Annotated in this window: 17 protein-coding genes; 1 reads left to right on the forward strand and 16 read right to left on the reverse strand. The window is 62.6% G+C overall.

What is annotated here, in order from left to right; translation table 11 throughout:
* Window positions 1–62: 62 nt before the first annotated feature.
* The 13 genes from KEC16_RS09580 to KEC16_RS09640 form a co-directional block, all read right to left on the reverse strand.
* The gene (locus KEC16_RS09580) at window positions 63–2129 is read right to left on the reverse strand and encodes a TonB-dependent copper receptor (protein WP_211548249.1); all 2067 of its coding nucleotides are present in this window, start codon (window positions 2127–2129) and stop codon (window positions 63–65) included.
* 77 nt (window positions 2130–2206) lie between these two features.
* Entirely contained in the window at window positions 2207–2632 is a 426-nt protein-coding gene (locus tag KEC16_RS09585; RefSeq protein WP_211548251.1) for a DUF2946 family protein, read from the reverse strand.
* Window positions 2633–2745: 113 nt separating this feature from the next.
* Entirely contained in the window at window positions 2746–3003 is a 258-nt protein-coding gene (locus tag KEC16_RS09590; protein ID WP_211548254.1) for a hypothetical protein, read from the reverse strand.
* A 6-nt stretch (window positions 3004–3009) separates the two neighbouring features.
* Window positions 3010–3516, reverse strand: a complete 507-nt coding sequence (locus tag KEC16_RS09595) for a hypothetical protein (RefSeq protein WP_211548256.1) — start codon at window positions 3514–3516, stop codon at window positions 3010–3012.
* A 90-nt stretch (window positions 3517–3606) separates the two neighbouring features.
* Complete coding sequence (rlmH, locus tag KEC16_RS09600; RefSeq protein WP_211548258.1) at window positions 3607–4065, reverse strand: 23S rRNA (pseudouridine(1915)-N(3))-methyltransferase RlmH; 459 nt, start codon at window positions 4063–4065, stop codon at window positions 3607–3609.
* Between the two features lie 6 nt (window positions 4066–4071).
* A complete protein-coding gene (gene rsfS / locus KEC16_RS09605) occupies window positions 4072–4413 on the reverse strand; it encodes a ribosome silencing factor (RefSeq protein ID WP_346344060.1) in 342 nt (113 codons plus the stop codon).
* Window positions 4414–4444: 31 nt separating this feature from the next.
* A complete protein-coding gene (locus tag KEC16_RS09610; RefSeq protein ID WP_211548259.1) occupies window positions 4445–5065 on the reverse strand; it encodes a nicotinate-nucleotide adenylyltransferase in 621 nt (206 codons plus the stop codon).
* Between the two features lie 3 nt (window positions 5066–5068).
* The gene (locus tag KEC16_RS09615) at window positions 5069–6331 is read right to left on the reverse strand and encodes a glutamate-5-semialdehyde dehydrogenase (protein WP_211548260.1); all 1263 of its coding nucleotides are present in this window, start codon (window positions 6329–6331) and stop codon (window positions 5069–5071) included.
* A gap of 139 nt (window positions 6332–6470) precedes the next feature.
* The gene (proB, locus tag KEC16_RS09620) at window positions 6471–7619 is read right to left on the reverse strand and encodes a glutamate 5-kinase (RefSeq protein WP_211548261.1); all 1149 of its coding nucleotides are present in this window, start codon (window positions 7617–7619) and stop codon (window positions 6471–6473) included.
* On the reverse strand, window positions 7567–8886 hold the full coding sequence (gene obgE, locus KEC16_RS09625) for a GTPase ObgE (RefSeq protein ID WP_211548263.1): 1320 nt from the start codon (window positions 8884–8886) through the stop codon (window positions 7567–7569). The genes proB and obgE overlap by 53 nt, the downstream gene beginning before the upstream one ends.
* 84 nt (window positions 8887–8970) lie before the next feature.
* Complete coding sequence (gene rpmA / locus KEC16_RS09630) at window positions 8971–9240, reverse strand: 50S ribosomal protein L27 (protein ID WP_211548266.1); 270 nt, start codon at window positions 9238–9240, stop codon at window positions 8971–8973.
* Window positions 9241–9268: 28 nt separating this feature from the next.
* Window positions 9269–9568: a 50S ribosomal protein L21 gene (gene rplU, locus KEC16_RS09635; protein WP_211548267.1), complete on the reverse strand. Its 300-nt coding sequence runs from the start codon at window positions 9566–9568 to the stop codon at window positions 9269–9271.
* A 487-nt stretch (window positions 9569–10055) separates the two neighbouring features.
* A complete protein-coding gene (locus tag KEC16_RS09640) occupies window positions 10056–11765 on the reverse strand; it encodes a cation:proton antiporter domain-containing protein (protein WP_211548269.1) in 1710 nt (569 codons plus the stop codon).
* Between the two features lie 116 nt (window positions 11766–11881).
* On the opposite strand from KEC16_RS09640, the gene KEC16_RS09645 reads away from it, so the two are divergent.
* A complete protein-coding gene (locus KEC16_RS09645) occupies window positions 11882–13681 on the forward strand; it encodes a potassium/proton antiporter (protein ID WP_211548271.1) in 1800 nt (599 codons plus the stop codon).
* Here KEC16_RS09645 and ptsP read toward each other — a convergent pair.
* Genes ptsP through KEC16_RS09660 form a run of 3 tightly spaced genes read right to left on the reverse strand, consistent with a single transcriptional unit; the run spans window position 13653 to window position 16120 of the window.
* A complete protein-coding gene (gene ptsP / locus KEC16_RS09650; RefSeq protein WP_211548273.1) occupies window positions 13653–15413 on the reverse strand; it encodes a phosphoenolpyruvate--protein phosphotransferase in 1761 nt (586 codons plus the stop codon). The genes KEC16_RS09645 and ptsP overlap by 29 nt on opposite strands.
* Window positions 15414–15716: an HPr family phosphocarrier protein gene (locus KEC16_RS09655; protein WP_211548275.1), complete on the reverse strand. Its 303-nt coding sequence runs from the start codon at window positions 15714–15716 to the stop codon at window positions 15414–15416.
* Window positions 15713–16120, reverse strand: coding sequence for a PTS sugar transporter subunit IIA (locus KEC16_RS09660; protein WP_211548277.1), 408 nt, complete (start codon window positions 16118–16120; stop codon window positions 15713–15715). Before KEC16_RS09660 ends, KEC16_RS09655 begins: the two co-directional genes overlap by 4 nt.
* Window positions 16121–16130: the final 10 nt, after the last annotated feature.

Below are 16130 nucleotides of genomic sequence, written 5' to 3' on the forward strand. Positions count from 1 at the left end.
CCGACCCGCCCTTTTTCGCCAAATCCCGCTCATGGAAACCGATCAGCGGGGCTGAGCATTGCTCAGAATTTAACCGAACCGCGCATCCAGAACGTGCGCCCCGGCTCGTTAACCCGGACATTATCGTTATAGGCCGCAAGGTCGGCGCCGGACCAGGCGCCGGTCTTGCTGATATGTTCGGCATAGGTCTTGTCGAAGATATTGTCGACGCCGCCGGTCAAGGTGACGGCATCGTTCAGACGCCAGCCGCCATTGAGCGAGAACACGGCGAAGCCGCCGGTCTCGCCGATATCTTGGCCAATGACGCTGCCCCAACCGTTATTCGTGCGATGCTGACCGGCAACGGCGCGCAAATGCAGGCCGCCCATGAACTCACCATCGTCATACTTGACCGCCACCGACGTATCCAACGGCGGAGTCTGCGCCAAGGCGACATTGTCGGTCAGATTATTGCCGTGAACATAGGCAGCGGTGGCTTCGACGCTCCACGACGGCTGGAACTGATAGGCGATGTCGCCTTCGCCGCCCCACCGCCGGGCCTCGACGCTTTTGGCGTCACTGCTGGCCACCAGGATAAAATCATCGGTATAGGCATAAAACAGCGAGGCCGAGGCCCGCCATGGGCCTTGCTTGAACAAAGCGCCGATATCCAATTGTTCGGTCTTTTCCGTCGCCAGCTTAAAGGTGCGATCACTGCTGGTAACCTTGTTGCGTTCCCAGAAATCCGGGGCGCGTTCCACATGCCCCAGGCTGGCGAAGGTGGTCAGCGGCAAGCCGACATCGACGTTGCGTTCATAGCGGACAAAACCGGAATGCAAAGTGCGATCGTCGGTCAGATTGGGCTGAACATTGTGACGGGTGGCCTCGACACGGGTCAGGCGATAGCCGCCCACCACCCGATCCGCGGCCGACAATTCCCGCGTGACTTCGCCGAAACCGGAATAGGTGTCGAACGAAATGTCGCGAACCCGCGCCTTGCTGTCCAAGCTGACGCCGTTGCGATATTCGGCCAGGCTCTGGGTCCGCCCGGTATGCTCGTCGTGATTATAATCGATACCAAGACTGATCAGCGTCTGGGCATCGGGGGTCAGCTCGGCCATGGCCTTGCCGCCTTGCATCAGGTGATCCACCTGCGACGCTGCCGTCATCGTCCCCATGCCGCCAAGGTTATAGCGCATGGAATAGATATCCATGACGTGATCGACGTAATTGTGATAGGCGAGGAACTTCACCTTGGCCAACAACGGCGAGATATTGGTCTTGGAAAATTCCAGATTGACGCCCTCGCGGTCAAACTGGGTGCCGTCCATCATCTTGCCCGGCATGGCCGCCTGCGCCTGGCTTTTATCAAAGCTGAATTGCAGCAAGGTGTCGGCATCGGGGGTCCAGCCGACCATGGCGGTGCCGCTCTGACGCCAATAACGGCTGTGCAGGGCGTCACCGTTACCGTCTCGATAATCATCCGATGACGAATGGGTGGCGATGGCGCGCAAGAATCCCTCCTTGGCCCCCCCCTGGGCGTCGATCACCTCGTCATTGCGGTCATGGCTGCCATACAGAGCCGAAGCACTGCCCCTTAACGTCGGCGTGTCGAATTTCGGCGGTTCGCGTTCGATCAGAATGGTGCCCAAGGCGCTGCCGCCATGAACGACGCTTTGCGGGCCTTTGAGTACCGTCAACTTGTCAAAGGAATCGGGGAAGATATAGGCGGTGGGCGGGTCCATACGGTTAGGGCAGCCGCCCAGCAACGGGGCTTCGTCCAGCAACACGTTCAGGCGTGATCCGCCGATGCCGCGCAAGACCGGATCACCGTCGATGCCGCCCTGGCGGGCGACGGAAAAGCCCGGAATATTCTTCAGATAGCCGGCGCCATCGGCCGGCGGAATGGGCGAACGCGGATTGCTGGTGTCGGTTTCGATGACCATGGGCTGTTCCATGGCCGGCGCGGTGACCACCACCTCCTTCAACGTGGTGGTCTTGGCTTTATTGTCATCTTCCGCCTTGGCCTTGGGATCGGCCGCCGGCTCTTCCGCCCAAGCGGCGGAAACGGGCAGGAACAAGGCAAGGGTCAAGGCGGCCGTCGAGGCACGCAAAGCGCGCCGGCCCAGGATATGGGTGCGTTGGGTCACGTCGGAACTCCGAACAAAGGATAGGAGCGCGCCAGCCGTTTCAGCGGCGGCGCGTCAGCGTTGCGATGAGGTTCGGGTCAGACGGAAAATGGGGGCGCGCGGGCGGAAAAGCCCTGTCCGCTGGCTTTGGCTTGCCACGGCAATGCGGGCTGCGCAACGACAAAACCGTGGATGCGCGCCGGTTGCCGCAATGCCGGCGCCTCGGGCGAGGGCAGCAATTGCACCAAAGGCAAACAGGCGGAACAAAACGCACTGGTTTCACCCATCGCCGGCGCGTCGCCTTCGTCAGCGCGGGTCGGTGCGGCAACCATGCCACTGGCGGTACAAACCGCCATGTCGGCAATGGCAATCAGGCGGTCGCTTTGCGCCGCCCGTGCCAGCGGAATGGCGGTGCCCAGGAAGATGTCCAAGGCCAGCAGGGCCAAGCCCAGCCACGCCCCCACGCGCCGCGCCCGCCGCCGCCCGCTCATGGGCGCCAGCTTGCGAATAAAGCGGACAAGCAAGGCGGCACCGCCAACGTCATTTTCACGCCACAAGCATCAAGCGAAGGTTCGAGCAATAGCATCAATTTCCCTGGGGGAAAATATGAATATCGGTCATCCCATGCATCAAGGACCTAGCCCAGCACCCCCTGACGGCGCAGGAAAGTCTCGGCGAAAGCCTGGGCTTGGGCCAGATCATCAAAGACCTCGGTACAGACGATGCCGCCGCCCAAATCAATGCTGAGGCAAAACCGGAATCGTTCCCGTTGATGCGGATAGTGCGGCCGCCCCAGTGACGTGGTGGTGAGCTGACCATAAGTGGTGTGCTGAAATTCGTCGGTAATGCGCAAGCCGCCAGCCACGGGAAGGAACAGCAGAACTTCCCCCCGCATGCCCCGCTAACGCCCCAGCAAGCCGTCGATTTCCGCCTGGGCCATGGCCCGGTCACCGCCATGAATGATCCCCGAGGCGCAATCCATCAGCAATTGCGCCGCTCGTGAAATCGTTCGGCAGCCTTCCTGCAATTGTTCCGGTTCGGCGCCATCGGCGATCAGATGATCAAGCCGGTCCATGCCTTCCAGCAACAAGGCGTTGATTTGACCGATGGTCGCCTCGAACGGCAGCCGAAACTTGCTCGGCACCCGGTCATAGGCCTCGATGGCCAATTGCTTATCGGAAAAGGTCGAATCGGCAAAGTGGGACTTATAGTCCTTGGGAGCCCAGGCCTTGCACTCCTCGATCATGTCCGGCATATCCGGCAGCATGTCGAGCAACATGACGATTTCATTGAAATGGTTCAGGTAATCGGTTGCCAGCAAGGTCTGTGAGCTGATGTTGGTTCCAGCGACCTTGGCCCGATATTCCTCGAATCCAGACAACTCATCCGGCGGGATTTCACTCTCCACCTTGGCCCTCTCCCTGTATTCCCCCGCCCCGTATCCTGGCCTGTTGTCGGTTACAATTCAAGCGCGGCGGTAAGTTAGAGAGATTCTGCTTCAAGCCCGATGATAGGGATGACCGGCGGCGATGGCTTGGGCGCGCCACAATTGCTCCGCCAGCATGGCCCGCACCAGCATATGCGGCCACGTCATTGCCCCAAACGACAGCAACAAGGCGGCACGCTGACGCACCACCTGGCCATGGCCATCGGCGCCGCCGATGACGAAAGCCAGATCAGCGATCCCGTCATCGCGCCAGCGGCCAAGGCGAGTGGCGAAATCGACCGAGCCCATGACCTTGCCGCGCTCGTCCAAGGCCACCACCACAGCCTGGGCCGGGATGGCCGCAAGCAGCAGGTCAGCTTCGCGGGCCATGCGCTCCGGCAGCGGCAACGGCCGCTTTTCCTCGACTTCGCGCAGGGTGATGGGGGCGGCCAAGCGCTTGGAATATTGGTTGAACAAGTCAAGCTCGGGGCCGGGTTTGACCCGGCCCACGGCAGCCAGCCACAGACGCACCGAATGTCAGCCTTGCCGGGCTTCCGGTCGCGCCACGCCCCACATCTTTTCCAGATTGTAGAAAGCGCGCACTTCCGGGCGGAACAGATGGACGATGATATCGCCAGCATCGATCAGCACCCAGTCGCATTGCGGCATGCCCTCGGCGGCCACCGGCTGGCCGGCATGTTTCAGCTTTTCCATCAGGTGTTCGGCCATGGCTCCCACCTGACGGCCGGAATTGCCGGTGGCGATGACCATATGGTCGGCCATGCTGGTTTTACCGCGCAGATCGACCACCGAGATATCCTCGGCTTTGTCGTCATCCAAAGAGGAAGAGACCAGCGAAACCAGCTCTTCCGCCGTCAAGGCGGCGGATTTAGGTCGGGGTTGAATCGGTTTACTCCTTCAAAATAAATTCATGGTGTCGGGCACGGATGGCCGTCGCCGAAGCGGGATGCAAGCGGGTGTGCAAGAACACCCAAGCCGGCGGTTTCTGCGCCGCCAAGGCCCAAGCCCCGGCCGTCTTTCGTCGAGACCCGGCCATGGCCTGGGCAGCAGGCGCAGCCAAAGCCTTCCGAGAATAGGGAGCGCGCGCCAAAATCGCAATGGGAACAGCAGCGAAGATGCGACGCCAATGCAGCCAGTGGGTCATTTGCCCCAGATTATCAGCCCCCATCAGCCAAACGAAGCGGGCCTTGGGAAAGCGCAGGCGCAGCTTTTCCAAGGTGTGGGCGGAATAAGCGGTGCCGAAACGACTTTCCATATCGGTGGCGATCAGGCGCGGATGACCGCCAAGCACCGCCCGCGCGCCGGCCAGACGCTGGCTTTGCGGCGCCATGCCGACCAGCGGTTTCAGCGGGTTCTGCGGACTGACCAACAGCCACACCTGATCCAGGGCAAGCCGGCGCAATGCCGTTTCCGCCACATGACGATGACCGGCATGGGCGGGATTGAACGACCCGCCCAGCAGGCCGATGCGCACCCGGCGACGATCGCCCCAGGGATTGGGGGCCAGCATGGTTCAGCCCGGCCGGGTCTGGCCGGCTCCCAGAACCTTGTATTTGAAGGTGCACAATTGCTCGACGCCGACCGGGCCGCGGGCATGCATGCGACCGGTGGAAATGCCGATTTCCGCCCCCATGCCGAATTCGCCGCCATCGGCGAACTGAGTCGAGGCATTCCAGCACACGATCGCCGAATCGCAGCCGTTCAGGAACGTTTCCGCCGCCTGCGCATCGCTGGTGATGATCGCTTCGGTGTGCTGGCTGCCGTGGCGGTTCACGTGCTCCACCGCCCCATTGACCCCATCGACCAGCTTCACCGAGATGATGGAATCCAGATATTCGGTATCCCAATCGGCGTCGCTGGCGGCAATGACGCGGGCATCGGCGGCTTGCGCCGCCGCATCGCCCCGCACCTCGCAGCCGGCATCGGCCAGCATGGCGACCAAGGCGGGCAGATGGGTGGCGGCCACCGCCTGATCCACCAGCAACGTCTCGGTCGAACCGCAAACGCCGGTGCGCCGCATCTTGGCGTTCAGCACCACCGCCTTGGCCATCTCCAGATCGGCGGCCTTGTCGATATAGGTATGGCAGATGCCCTCAAGGTGCTGGAACAACGGCACCTTGCTTTCCGCCTTGACCCGCGCCACCAAGCCCTTGCCGCCCCTGGGCACGATAACGTCGATATGCTTATCCATGGTCAGCATCGCCCCCACCGCCGCGCGATCGGTGGTCGGCACCATCTGCACCACGTCATCGGGCAAGCCGGCGGCGCGGATGCCGGCGCGCATGGCCGCCATGATCGCCTGGGACGAATGATAGCTTTCCGAGCCGCCGCGCAAGATGGCGGCATTGCCTGACTTCAGGCACAGAGCGGCCGCGTCGGCGGTGACGTTGGGACGGCTTTCATAAATGATGCCGATGACCCCCAGCGGCACGGCGACGCGCTGGATATGCAAGCCGTTGGGGCGATCCCATTCAGCCAGAACCCGGCCGACCGGATCGGGCAGGTTGGCGACCTCTTCCAGTCCCGTGGCCATGGCCTCGATGCGCTTGTCGTCCAGCATCAGCCGGTCAAGCAACGCCTTGGTCAAGCCCTTGGCCGCGCCCGCCGCCATGTCCTGACCATTGGCGGCGGCGATGGCCGCGGCCTGCGCCCGAATGGCGGCGGCGGCTTCGCGCAACGCCGTGGTCTTGACCGCGTCGGGGGCCAAGGCCAACAGACGGGCGGCGACACGGGCGCGCGCGCCAAGGTCGAACATCATGGTTTGAATATCGGTCATGACCAGGTTCCCGTAGCAGCCGCGCTATATTTGTTGTTGAACCAAGCCAAGGGCAAGCCTTGACCCTCAATGTAATGCTTGAAAAACAAGGCGTCGAAATGAGTTCGACACCAAACCCTTGCCGGCATGACGCAGGGGATTACCCCTCCATCACCAGATCATCGCGGTGGATGATTTCGTCGCGGCCGCGAAAACCCAGCACGCTTTCAATATCGGTGGATTTGCGCCCCATGATCAGGCGCGCATCAGCGGCGGAATAGGCCGAAAGGCCGCGGCCGATCACCCGCCCGTCGCCATTGACCATCTGGACGCAATCGCCGCGGTCGAATTCGCCGTCGATGGCGCGGATCCCCGCCGGCAGCAGGCTTTTGCCCGAGGCCAAGGCGCGGACGGCGCCATCGTCCAAGTGCAGGCTGCCCATGGCGCTCATCGAACCGGCGATCCATTGCTTGCGCGCCGTCATCGGCCCGGCCGAGGGCAAGAACCAAGTCACCGTGGCGCCGTTTTCCAAAGCAGTCAGCGGGTGCAGCGGTTCCCCCTTGCAGATGGCCATGCGGCAACCGGCCGACAGGCTGATCTTGGCCGCCGCCAGCTTGGTGACCATGCCCCCCGAGCCGAAAGCAGAGCCGGGATCACCGGCCATGGCCTCGATCTCCGGGGTGATCTCGCGCACCTCGGGCAGCAGGCGGGCATCGGCGTTCTTGCGCGGATCGGCGGTATAGAGGCCATCGATGTCGGAGAACAGCACCAAGGCATCGGCCCCGCTCATCTGCGCCACCCGTGCCGCCAGCCGGTCATTGTCGCCGAAGCGGATTTCAGTGGTGGCGACGGTGTCGTTTTCGTTGATCACCGGCACCGCGCCCAGCCGCAACAAGGTATCAAGGGTGTTGCGGGCATTCAGGAAACGGCGGCGATCCTCGGAATCAGCCAAGGTCAACAGCACCTGCGCCACGGTGATGCCGTGACGGGCCAAGGCTTCCTGATAGGCATGGGCCAAACGAATTTGGCCGGTGGCGGCGGCGGCCTGCTTTTCTTCCAGCCGCAACGGCGGCGTCAGCCCAAGATGACGGCGCCCGACGGCGACGGCGCCGGACGAGACCAGAATAATCTCTTGTCCCCGCGCCCGGCAGCGGGCGACGTCGTCGCACAGTGAATCCATCCAGGCACGCCGGATATGACCGCTGGCTTCATCCACCAGCAGACTGGAGCCGATCTTGACGATCAGCCGTCGGGCGTCAGCGATGCGATTGGTCGTCACCGTCTTCTTCGTCACCGTCTTCTTCGTCATTGTCATCTTCGTCGTCTTCTTCGTCGTCGACGTCTTCCGCCGCGAGATCGTCGTCGGAATCGTCGGCTCCGGCCGCAGCGTCCTCGACCTCGACATCATCCTCATCGGCTTCGTCGTCTTCGTACCAGATCCACTCGCCATCGGCGCCCCAATAGCCATCCTCGAACTCGCTGTCCTCGGCGGCGACGGCGTCCTTGCGGCGACGGAAGAAGCCTTCCTGGCCGCGCTTCCCGGCGCCGATGGCGGTCGAAGCGATGACCACCCCCGGATCCTCGGCCTTGGATTGGGTAATATGCCGCAACAGCGTCCCCAAGATATCCTTGAGACCGATGCCCGAGACGCCAGAGAGCGGATAGACCTTGTGACCGCACGCGGCTTCCAGGGCTTCCAGTTTTTCCTTGATATCCTCGGCCAGCAGCGAATCGCACTTGTTGAGCGCCACCACTTCCGGCTTGGATTCCAGACCGCCGCCATAGGCTTCCAACTCGCCGCGCACCACCCGGTAAGCCTCGGCCACATCGTCCCCGGTGCCGTCGATCAGATGCAGCAGCACCCGGCAGCGTTCGATATGGCCCAAAAAGCGGTCACCGATGCCGGCGCCTTCGTGGGCGCCTTCGATCAAGCCGGGAATATCGGCGACAATGAATTCTTCCTGGTCGTAATAGACCACGCCCAGATTGGGATGCAGCGTGGTGAAAGGATAATCGGCGATCTTGGGCCGCGCCCGCGACACCGCCGCCAAAAAGGTCGATTTGCCGGCATTGGGCAACCCGACCAGACCGGCATCGGCGATCAGCTTCAGCTTCAGCCACACCCACATTTCCTTGCCCGGCCAGCCGGGATCGCCTCGGCGCGGAGCCTGATTGGTGCTGGTCTTATAATGCAGATTGCCGAAGCCGCCATCGCCACCGCGCAACAGCACCAGACGCTGCCCCGCCTCGGTCAGATCGGCGACCACCACGTCGCGTTCTTCGTCCAGAATCTGGGTGCCCACCGGCACCTTCATGATGACGTCGTTCCCCTTGCCGCCGGTGCGCTGCTGGCCCATGCCATGCATGCCCTTGTCAGCCTTGAAGTGCTGCTGATAGCGGTAATCGATCAGGGTATTGAGATTGGCCACGCATTCGACGATGACATCGCCGCCGCGGCCACCATCGCCGCCGTCGGGACCGCCGAATTCCATGTGCTTTTCGCGTCGGAAGCTGACCGCGCCAGCCCCGCCGTCACCGCTTTTGATGAAGATTTTGGCCTGATCGAGGAACTTCATGACGCGAACCTTAAACTGCAAATACGAAAAGGGGAACGGCGGACCGTTCCCCTTATCTTAAACCCGAATGCGGGAAACGGCTGATTATTCAGCGGCTTCCGGCAACGGCTCGACGCACACGAAAGTGCGGCCTTCGGCCTTGTGACGGAACACGACCTTGCCGGCTTCCTTGGCGAACAAGGTGTGATCCTTGCCCATGCCGACATTGGCGCCGGGATAGAACTTGGTGCCGCGCTGACGGACCAAGATGTTGCCCGGAATGACGGCTTCGCCGCCGAACTTCTTTACGCCCAGGCGTTGACCGTCGGAATCGCGGCCGTTGCGGGACGAGCCACCAGCTTTTTTATGAGCCATGGTTGTTACTCCTTAACGCTGACCGTAATCAGCCGGTGATGTCGGTGATGCGCAGGATGGTGATATCCTGGCGATGGCCGTTCTTGCGGCGCGAGCTTTGGCGGCGACGCTTCTTGAACACGATCAGCTTGGGGCCACGGGCCTGGGCGACCACTTCAGCGGTCACCGTGGCGCCGGCCACCAGCGGGGCGCCGATCTTTTCGCCGACCATCAGCACCTGGTCAAGCACAACGGAACCACCGGCCTCGCCGGCCAGCTTTTCGACGCGGATCACGTCGCCGTTGGCGACCTTGTACTGCTTACCGCCGGTCTGAATGACTGCGAACATCACGACTTCCTACCGCAAAAATGAACTTGCGCGCCAAGGGTCACCCAGCGCGAGAGGGCGCAACTATACTCGGGACGAACAGAGAGTCAAGCACTCAAACTCGCCAATTCCTTCGGGGCGAATCAGACCGGCAACAGGCCAAAAACGGCCATGCCCGACCGCCGGCAGCGCCGCGAAAGCCAAGGCCGGAAATGAAAAAGCGGCCCCGATCACGGGCCGCTTTTTCATCACCCCAGAAACATGACGCCCAACAAGAGATACGAAAGCCCCGGCAAGGCCGCAACACCAATCTCTTCCAGCAAATCAAGTACGGTCATGACATCCCCCATCACCATTCCACGAACTGCCGCCACGCGGCCCACGCCGGGTCTGATATAAGGGACAAGAGGGACCTTAACCGCAGCCCTCCGCTTTCCAGCATTGCCGAATATGCAGCCCCCGCCCGCGTTTCTCACAACCGAAACGAATGTATGGGGAGACGGCGCCCTCAATCCTTTTCGTGGGTCAGCGCCAATTTGGCGTAATCGTCCTTGCGGTATTCCTCAAGCAGCGCCTGAACCTCCTCGGGCGGTTTGCCCAATTGGCGCAGCACATGCCCGCTCAATTGCAAGCTGCCTTCCAAGATTTCCGGCACGACGACGGCGGCGCCGCTGATTTCCAAGCCCTTGGCCTGGCGGCGATCCCGCGCCCGCACCAGAATGCGCAAATCGGGAAACAAGGCATGCAGGCGCGGCACCAGCTTTTCCCGGCTCGAACCGGAATCAATGGTCAACACCACCGCGCGGGCACGGTCGCCCCCCACCGCCTTAAGTACTTCCAGTTTGCGGATATCGCCAAAAAACACCGGTTCATCGCGTTTGCGCAAGGTTTCCACCAACAGCGGCTCGCGCTCGATGCCGACATAGGGAATGCCTTGCTCGCGCAGGATCGACAACACGATCTGACCGGCGCGGCCACAGCCGGCAATGATCACGTGATTGGCCAGATCCTTGGTTTCGTCCCCCGGTTGGATCAACGGGCCGCTATGCAGGCGCTGGTGACGGGCGATCCACTCGCCGATCAAAGCCAGCACCGGGGTCAAGGCCATGCTGATGGCGACAATCCCGGTGATCAGTTCCGCCGAGCCCACATCCAGCAAGGCGTTCTGCTGGGCCCGCGCCAAAACGATAAAGGCGAATTCGCCGCCTTGCGCCAGCAACACCCCCAAATGCAAGGCGGTGCTGAGGCTGAAGCGAAAGGCCAAGGCCAACATGGCCAAGATACTGGCCTTGAGCACCAGCAACAGACCGACGCCGATGGCCGTCCGCGGCAAATCGTTCAGCAAGGCGGCAGGGGCGATGGTCATGCCCACGGTCAGAAAGAACAACCCCATCAGCAGACCGCGAATGGGCAAGATGTCCGCTTCGACCTGATGACGAAACTCGGTGCTGGCCAGCATCACCCCGGCGAGAAAAGCCCCAAGCGAGTGGGACAGCCCCACCGATTCGGTGGCGAACGAGGTGCCGATAACCGCGAACAGAGCGGCGGCAACGAACACTTCCGGCGATCGGGTGGCGGCGACCACCTGAAACAACGGCCGCAGCGCCAGGCGCGCCAGCACAAAAATGACGGCCATGGCCAAGGCCGCCTTTGACAGGGCGGCGGCCATGCCCAACACCATTTCGCCGCTATCGGCATTGGATCCCAGCAACGGAATCATCACCAGCAGCGGCACCACCGCCAAATCCTGCAAGATCAGCACCGCCACCGCCACCCGGCCGGTTTGGCTGGTCAGTCCGCCGCGTTCCGACAAGATTTGCAAGATAAAGGCGGTGGATGAAAACGCCAGAGCCAAACCGACCACGACCGCCCCCTTGAACGGCAAGGCCGGCACCAGCACGCCAAGCACCGCCGCCGCCGCCAGACCCGAGGCGAGAACCTGGGCCGAACCCAGGCCGAAGATAAAACGGCGAATGACCCGCAGCCGATCCCAGGACAGTTCCAGCCCAATCATGAACAGCAGGAAGATGATGCCCAATTCGGCCAGCGACCGCGTCCCGTCATTATCGGCGATCAATCCCAGCCCCACCGGCCCGGCCACCGATCCGGCGAGCAGATAGCCCAGCACCGGACTGATCCGCAGCCGATGACAGACCGGCGACACCACCACGGCAATGGCCAAAAAAATCAATAGGTCAAGAATGATGCCGTGATGCACGCAAGGCCCTCCATTTCTGTCATCATGCGGAATATAACCCGCCGCCATCTCCTTGCCGACTCTGGACAAGAACCGTGATGGCCCTTAAACCAGGGGGGACGGAAAGGAGGACGCTTGTGATCGACAGCATGAACGCCGTGATTTTAATCCTGGCCGCGTTGGTGTCCATCAGCGTCTTGTCCAGTCTGCTGTCCTATCGGGTCGGCGCGCCGCTGCTGCTGGTGTTCCTGGGCGTTGGCTTGCTGGCCGGCCAGGACGGGATCGGCGGCTTGGGGTTCGACGACGTCGGCACCGCCTATCTGATCGGTTCGATCGCCTTGGCGGTGGTGTTGTTCGACGCAGGCTTTCACACCCCCTATAAAAGCGTGCGTCAAGCCGCCTTCCCGGCACTGTCGCTGGCCACCATCGGCGTTCTGATCACCGCGTCGCTCGCCGCCATTCCCGCCTTTTTCCTGCTTGATCTCAATTGGCTGGAAAGCCTGCTGTTGGGCTCCATCGTCGCCTCCACCGACGCGGCGGCGGTGTTCTTCTTGTTGCGGGTCGGCGGCATCACCGTGCGCGAACGCGTCCGCTCCATTCTCGAAGTGGAATCGGGCAGCAACGATCCCATGGCCATCTTCCTGACGATGATCTTGATCCAATTCCTGGTCGACCGCACCACCCATACCGGTTTTGGCCTTTATGTCCTGGTTCACCTGCTCCAGCAATTCGGCATCGGCTTCGTCGCCGGTCTGGCCGGCGGCGCCCTTATCGTCCAGGCGGTCAACCGGCTGGGCTTGGAACGCGGCCTGATGCCCATCGCCTCGTTGTCCTTGGCCCTGGTGCTGTTCGCCGGCACCATGGCCTTGGGCGGCTCCGGCTTTTTGGCGGTCTATGTGGCCGGTCTGGTTGCCGGCAACTCGACCTTGCTCGCCCCGGACACCATGCGCCGGTTCCAAGATGGCGCGTCCTGGTTGGCGCAAATCGCCATGTTTCTGACCTTGGGTCTGCTGGCGACGCCATCGGAATTCGGCCCTCTGATCCTGCCCAGCCTGGCTGTTGCCGCCGTGCTGATCTTCATCGCCCGACCGTTCGCGGTCTGGGTGGGTTTGCTGCCGTTTCGCACCAACCGCAACGAAACCGCCTTTGTCGCCTGGGTCGGCCTGCGCGGCGCCGTCTCCATATTGTTGGCGGTGCTGCCCATGGTCGCCGGCATGGAAAACGGCCGCCTGTTCTTCAACGTCGCCTTCATGGTGGTGCTGGTGTCGCTGGCGGTGCAAGGCTGGACCTTGGGTCCGGTGGCCCGCTGGCTGGGCCAAGTGGTGCCGCGCCGTATCGGCCCGGTGGAGCGCATGGAGCTGGAAATCCCCGGCGCCCGCCACGAGCTGGTGTCATACCGCATCGTCGCCGATTCGCTGGTGGCTTTGGGTCAGCGTCTGCCGCGATGGGCGGCGCCATCCCTGGTGGTCCGCGATGGCCGTTCGCTGCTGGGCATCACCGTCGAGGCCTTGCGTCCCGGCGATCTGGTCTGGCTGTTCGCCCGTCCCGACCGCGTCAACCAATTGGACCGTCTGTTCGCCAGCCCAGCCGGCGCCGCCGAGGCCGACCGTCAATTCTTCGGCGATTTTCCCATCGATCCCCAGGCCAAAATGACCGATCTTGGCCTGCTCTATGGCTTGGCCATGCCGTCCGATTGCTCGGAAGTCACCGTCGCGCAATGGATGGCCGACACCTTGGGCCGCCATCTCGGCATCGGCGACCGCATCGCCCTGGGCGAAGTCGAGCTGATCGTCCGAGCCCTTGGCCCCGACGACGCCATCATCGAAATCGGCTTGGCCACCGAACCGACACAGATCGACAAGCCGCGCCTGCCGCTGTTTCCGTCCGGACAGGAAGTCCGCCTGCGGCTTAAGACGCTTTTCCGGCGTCCTGGTTGAACTGTTCCAGCAATTGTGAAATCCGCGCCGTCTCGCTTTGGCTCATCACCGTCTGGGCAAAGCCGCGCACCTGGCTGTATTCCAAGGTGCGGATACGCTTTTTCACCACCGGAATATTGGTGGCCGACATGGACAGATCGTGGATGCCCAAGCCCAGCAACAGCCCGACATAGCGGGGATCGCCGGCGACTTCGCCGCAGACGCCAACCGGGATGCCGGCGCGATTGGCGGCTTCGGCGGTGAATTGAATAAGCCGCAGAACCGCCGGATGCAGCGGATTGTACAGATGGGCCACCGCCTCGTCGGCTCGGTCGATGGCCAGGGTGTACTGAGTAAGATCGTTGGTGCCGATGGAAAAAAAGTCGGCATGCCGCGCCAGCGAATCCGCCGACAGCGCCGCGCCGGGAATTTCGATCATCACCCCCAGCGGCGGCAATGGATCGGGCAGCACATGCCCGGCCCGACACAAGGTGATTGCCGCACGGTCACGGGCGGCACGGGCGGCCGTGACTTCGGCGATGGTGGCGACCATGGGCACCAGAATACGCACCGGGCCGTGAACGCTGGCGCGCAAAATGGCGGCCATTTGCATGTCCAGCAATTCCGGCCGAGCCAGTGACAAGCGGATCGCCCGCAACCCCAAGGCGGGATTGGGACCGGGAATAATACCCAAGGAATGGGCCAGCTTGTCCCCGCCCACATCCAGGGTCCGAATGGTCACCGGCCGCCCCGCCATACGCTCCACCACCGTGCGCATGACCTGATATTGCTCGTCTTCCGACGGCAGATCGTCGCGGTTCATATACATGAATTCCGAGCGGAAAAGGCCAATGCCCTCGGCCCCGGCGGCCAGCACCGAATCGATCTCGGACGGCAATTCGATATTGGCCTGCAATTGCAGGCGGACCCCGTCCCGCGTGATGGCGGGAACGTCTCGCAACCGCGACAGCGTGCGCCGCTCCCGCAGATAGCGGGCCCGGCCCTGGCGATAGATTGCCAGGGTTTCAAGCGCGGGATTGCGGATCACCCGGCCCTGACCGCCGTCGATGATGATCAATTCGCCATTGACGGCGCCTTTCAGCAAGCCGGCAACCCCCAGCACCGCCGGCAATCCCAGCGATCGGGCCATGATGGTCGTATGACTTTCAGCCCCGCCCAATTGCGTGGCCAGACCGGCCACGTGACGGGGATCCAGCAACGCGGTATCGGCGGGGGTCAGATCCTCGGCCACAATGACGGCGTTGCGGGGCAAGGACTGGAACGGCCGATAGGTCTTGCCGGTCAGATTGCGGATCAACCGGCGGCCAAGATCGCGGATATCGGCGACACGGGCGGCGAGATAAGTATCTTCCATCGCCTCGAAGCCACGGGCGATCAGGTCGATCTCGTGCTGGACGGCGGCTTCGGCATTGACCCTTTCGTCCTCGATGCGACGATGCACGCCCCGGATCAATCGGGATCCGTGCAGCATCTGCTGATAGGCGTCAAGCAGATAGCCCAGTTCCTCGGCGGCGGAACCATCCAGGGTGCGGGCCTTGTCCTGCAAGCGCGCCACCTGCTGCCCGGCCTGCTCGGCGGCAATGGTGAAGCGCTGCTTCTCGCTTTCGATCTGGCTGGGAAGAATGCAAAATTCGGCCACCGTGACGGTGTCGGATTCGTGGCGATACACCACACCGATGGCAATGCCCCGGCTGACCGCCATGCCTTCCAAGATGAGTTCGGCCGAAGCCATTTAATCTTCTTCGTCGAATTTCTGCGCGATCAAGGCGCACAGCGCCTCCAGCGCTTGTTCGGCCTGAACCCCCGATGCCGACAGGTCAATGCAGCAGCCCGGCGCGGCGGCCAGCATCATCAACCCCATGATCGACATGCCCGAGACTTCGGTGCCGCGATGAGCGACATTGATCTGGGCATCGAAGGTGGCGGCCAACTTGACGAATTTGGCGGCGGCGCGGGCATGCAGGCCACGCCGATTACAGATGGTCGCCTGTCGGCTGATGGGATTGTCCAAAACAGGGGCGGAATCGGCACTCATTTGCGATCCTGGGTCAGCAGCTTGGAGGCAACGTTGATGTATTTGCGTCCAGCGTCCTGGGCCGCGGCCACCGCCTCGGCCAAGGGCTCGGAATGGCGCACGCTGGCCAGCTTGATCAGCATGGGCAAGTTGACGCCGGCGATGACCTCGACCTTGGCCTTGTCCATGATGGAAATGGCCAAATTGGACGGCGTGCCGCCGAACATATCGGTCAGCACCACCACGCCGGTGCCGTCGTCGCATTTGGCCACGCTGGCCAAGATATCGTTGCGCCGCTGTTCCATGTCGTCGTCGGGACCGATACACACCGATCCGACATTGGGTTGCGGGCCAACCACGTGCTCCATGGCGGCCACCAATTCATCGGCCAGCCGGCCGTGGGTGACGAGTACCAGACCGATCATTTCCATCCCC

This window comes from Magnetospirillum sulfuroxidans (genome assembly GCF_018224925.1).
Lineage (GTDB): Bacteria > Pseudomonadota > Alphaproteobacteria > Rhodospirillales > Magnetospirillaceae > Magnetospirillum > Magnetospirillum sulfuroxidans.

Coding starts and splice junctions, on each gene's coding strand:
- KEC16_RS09590 (WP_211548254.1), bottom strand. CDS start 3,003: ATGCGGGGGGAAGTTCTGCTGTTCCTTCCCGTGGCTGGCGGCTTGCGC.
- rpmA (WP_211548266.1), bottom strand. CDS start 9,240: ATGGCTCATAAAAAAGCTGGTGGCTCGTCCCGCAACGGCCGCGATTCC.
- KEC16_RS09615 (WP_211548260.1), bottom strand. CDS start 6,331: ATGACCGATATTCAAACCATGATGTTCGACCTTGGCGCGCGCGCCCGT.
- KEC16_RS09655 (WP_211548275.1), bottom strand. CDS start 15,716: ATGAGTGCCGATTCCGCCCCTGTTTTGGACAATCCCATCAGCCGACAG.
- KEC16_RS09660 (WP_211548277.1), bottom strand. CDS start 16,120: ATGATCGGTCTGGTACTCGTCACCCACGGCCGGCTGGCCGATGAATTG.
- ptsP (WP_211548273.1), bottom strand. CDS start 15,413: ATGGCTTCGGCCGAACTCATCTTGGAAGGCATGGCGGTCAGCCGGGGC.
- obgE (WP_211548263.1), bottom strand. CDS start 8,886: ATGAAGTTCCTCGATCAGGCCAAAATCTTCATCAAAAGCGGTGACGGC.
- rplU (WP_211548267.1), bottom strand. CDS start 9,568: ATGTTCGCAGTCATTCAGACCGGCGGTAAGCAGTACAAGGTCGCCAAC.
- KEC16_RS09610 (WP_211548259.1), bottom strand. CDS start 5,065: ATGCTGGCCCCCAATCCCTGGGGCGATCGTCGCCGGGTGCGCATCGGC.
- proB (WP_211548261.1), bottom strand. CDS start 7,619: ATGACGAAGAAGACGGTGACGAAGAAGACGGTGACGACCAATCGCATC.